We start from the raw sequence: 556 nt of genomic DNA on the forward strand, positions 1-556 counted from the left end.
TTTTTTTCCAAGTGGAAGACGGAATATGGTATTTTTGTTGGACTGGATTTCAGACGTGTGCTCTTCTGATATCTTTTTTTCGAACAGGTTGCGCCCGCGCCGCGGCCTTTTCCCGCCAGTATAGCAAATATCCGCCGGCTCTGGTAACATGATTAGTGTGTTTTGTGCGCTGTTCATAAGGTTTTATGCGCCGCTCATAAAATTGTATGCGCCGCTCATAAAATTGTATGCGTCACTCATAAAATTGTATGAGTCGCTCATAAAATTGTATGAGTCACTCAGAGGTTTTTATGAGTCACTCATAAAATCGTATGAGTCACTCAGAGGTTTTTATGAGTTGCTCATAAAATCGTATGAGTCACTCAGAGGTTTTTATGAGCGGCGCGGAAATGCGTATAAACGGGGTTCGCGGGGGAGCGGGCGGCGCGCAGGCGTGTGCGGATTCCGCGGCGCTGCTGCCGAATACGGCGCCGGATTCAGCGGCCGGTTTCGCCGTCCGGCGGGCTCTTCCGTATATTGTCCGGCGCCGCGCTGACGAACTTGTACGAGTCGTCGG

The 556-nt window shown here is 50.2% G+C and carries 1 protein-coding gene; it reads left to right on the top strand.

Annotation, left to right across the window (positions count from 1 at the left end):
- The first annotated feature begins 157 nt into the window (after window positions 1–157).
- Window positions 158–535, top strand: a complete 378-nt coding sequence (locus AWU74_RS10850; RefSeq protein WP_187149612.1) for a hypothetical protein — start codon at window positions 158–160, stop codon at window positions 533–535.
- Window positions 536–556: the final 21 nt, after the last annotated feature.

It is taken from the genome of Treponema endosymbiont of Eucomonympha sp. (assembly GCF_001028545.1).